We start from the raw sequence: 2204 nt of genomic DNA, 5'->3' as shown, positions 1-2204 counted from the left end.
AACAGCTGGAGTCAGCGCCCGCTCGGAGATGTTCTCAACAGTTGATCCAGTAAGACGCATCATCGGCGGCGACACCAGGGGGATCGATGAGGCGATCGCCGAGTTCGAGCGCGACACTGATCGCGACCGCGACGACGACGGGGGCTCTGGCTCTGTGGATAGCTGAGCCGGCCGTCCCGCGTTGCCGTGGCACAGTGCCAAGATGGCGCAGCCCACGCCGTCGCTGTATGCGCTGGATCCGGCGCTGCCGGTGCTGCTGCGGCCCGACGGCGCCGTGCAGGTCGGGTGGAGTCCGCGTCGCGCCGTGCTGATCCAGCCGCCGCGCGGCGTGACCGCCGCCGGGCTGGCCACCCTGCTGCGGGCCATGCATTCGCCGGTATCGATCAGCGAGCTGCGACGCCATTCCGACGTGAGCGCCGGCGAGCTGGACGATCTGCTCGCGAAGCTCGTGACGGCCGGCGTCGCCACGCGCGGTGCCCGCCAGCGCCCTACCCGGTCGGCGTCGATCCGGGTGCACGGTCGTGGCCCGCTGTCAGAACTGCTGGCCGAGGGGCTGCGGTGTTCGGGAGCCAGGATCAAGCAGAGCAACCAGCCGCACGCCGCGGTGACAGCCGCCGACGCCGACTTGGTGGTGCTGTCCGACAACCTGGTCGCCGACCCCCGCATGCTGCGCGACCTGCACAGTGAGGGTGTTGCGCATCTCGCGGTGCGGGTGCGCGACGGCACCGGCCTGGTCGGTCCGCTGGTCGTCCCCGGTGTGACCAGCTGCCTGGGATGCGCCGATTTGCACCGCCGGGACCGGGACGCGGCGTGGCCCGCCGTCGCCGCTCAGCTGCGAGACACCGTCGGAGTCGCCGACCGCGCGACCCTGCTGGCCACCGCGGCGCTGGCGCTCAGCCAGGTCAACCGCGTGATCGGGGCGGTTCGCGGGTCTGCGTCCGAGCCGCCCACGTCGTTGAACGCCACGCTGGAATTCGACGTCCACGCCGGGTCGATCGTGGTGCGGCAATGGCCGAAACATCCACTGTGTTCTTGCTGACAACGGCCGTTGCCTGATTGATGGGGGAAAGCACAGGCTCGTCATGGATGATGGACACGTGTCAGAGATCAAACGTAAGGGCGCCTCGCGCAACGCGAAGCTGGCCGGCCTGTCGGTCGGCCTAGCCGGCCGCACAGCCCTCGGGTTCGGCAAACGGTTGGCCGGCAAATCGCAGGATGAGGTCAACGCCGAGCTGATGGAGAAGGCCGCCCACCAACTTTTCACCGTGCTGGGCGAGCTCAAGGGCGGCGCGATGAAGGTCGGCCAGGCGTTGTCGGTGATGGAAGCCGCGATCCCCGAAGAGTTCGGCGAGCCCTACCGCGAAGCGCTGACCAAGCTGCAAAAGGATGCGCCGCCGCTACCCGCCGACAAGGTGCACCGAGTGCTCGACGCGCAGTTAGGTACCAAATGGCGTCAACGGTTTTCCGAGTTCGACGACACCGCGGTGGCCTCGGCCAGCATCGGCCAGGTGCACAAAGGCGTGTGGTCGGACGGCCGAGAGGTCGCCGTCAAGATCCAGTACCCCGGCGCTGACGAGGCGTTGCGAGCCGATCTGAAGACCTTGCGGCGCATGGTCGGAGTGGTCAAACAACTCGCGCCGGGCGTCGATGTCGAAGGCATCGTCGACGAGCTGATATCGCGCACCGAAATGGAGCTCGACTACCGACTGGAAGCGGAACATCAACGCGCGTTCGCCAAGGCCTACGACGGCGACAAACACTTCGTGGTCCCGCGCATCGTCGCCAGCGCCCCAAAGGTCGTGATCCAGGAGTGGATCGACGGTATTCCGATGTCGGACATCATCCGCAGCGGCACCGTCGAACAGCGCGACCTGCTGGGAACTCGGTTGGCCGCCTTCATCTTCGATTCACCGCGCCGGATTGAGATGATGCATGGCGACGCCCACCCGGGCAACTTCATGCTGATGCCCGACGGGAAGATGGGCGTCATCGATTTCGGTGCCGTCGCACCGCTTCCCGGTGGATTCCCGGTCGAGCTCGGGGCGACGATCCGGCTGGCCCGCGACAAGAACTACGACTTGGTGCTGCCGACGATGGAAAAGGCCGGCTTCATCCAGAAAGGCCAGCAGGTGTCGGTGCGCGACATCGACGAAATGCTGCGCCAATACGTCGAACCGGTCGAGGTCGAGGTCTTCCACTACACG

3 protein-coding genes are annotated in these 2204 nt (G+C 66.9%); all 3 read left to right on the top strand.

From position 1 onward, the window contains the following. Positions 1-166: hypothetical protein (locus VGH54_RS30055; RefSeq protein WP_414688745.1), on the top strand; the 166-nt coding region annotated here is incomplete at its 5' end. Between the two features lie 36 nt (positions 167-202). Then, a complete protein-coding gene (locus tag VGH54_RS18490; RefSeq protein ID WP_331513533.1) occupies positions 203-1039 on the top strand; it encodes a cyclodehydratase in 837 nt (278 codons plus the stop codon). Positions 1040-1082: 43 nt separating this feature from the next. Then, positions 1083-2204: ABC1 kinase family protein (locus VGH54_RS18485; protein WP_331513532.1), on the top strand; the 1122-nt coding region annotated here is incomplete at its 3' end.

Source organism: Mycobacterium sp., from assembly GCF_036488105.1.
In the GTDB taxonomy this organism is placed as follows: domain Bacteria; phylum Actinomycetota; class Actinomycetes; order Mycobacteriales; family Mycobacteriaceae; genus Mycobacterium.
The sequence above is the reverse complement of the archived record's forward strand: the minus strand, read 5'-3'. Positions and strand labels throughout refer to the sequence as shown.

Coding starts and splice junctions, on each gene's coding strand:
- VGH54_RS18490 (WP_331513533.1), top strand. CDS start 203: ATGGCGCAGCCCACGCCGTCGCTGTATGCGCTGGATCCGGCGCTGCCG.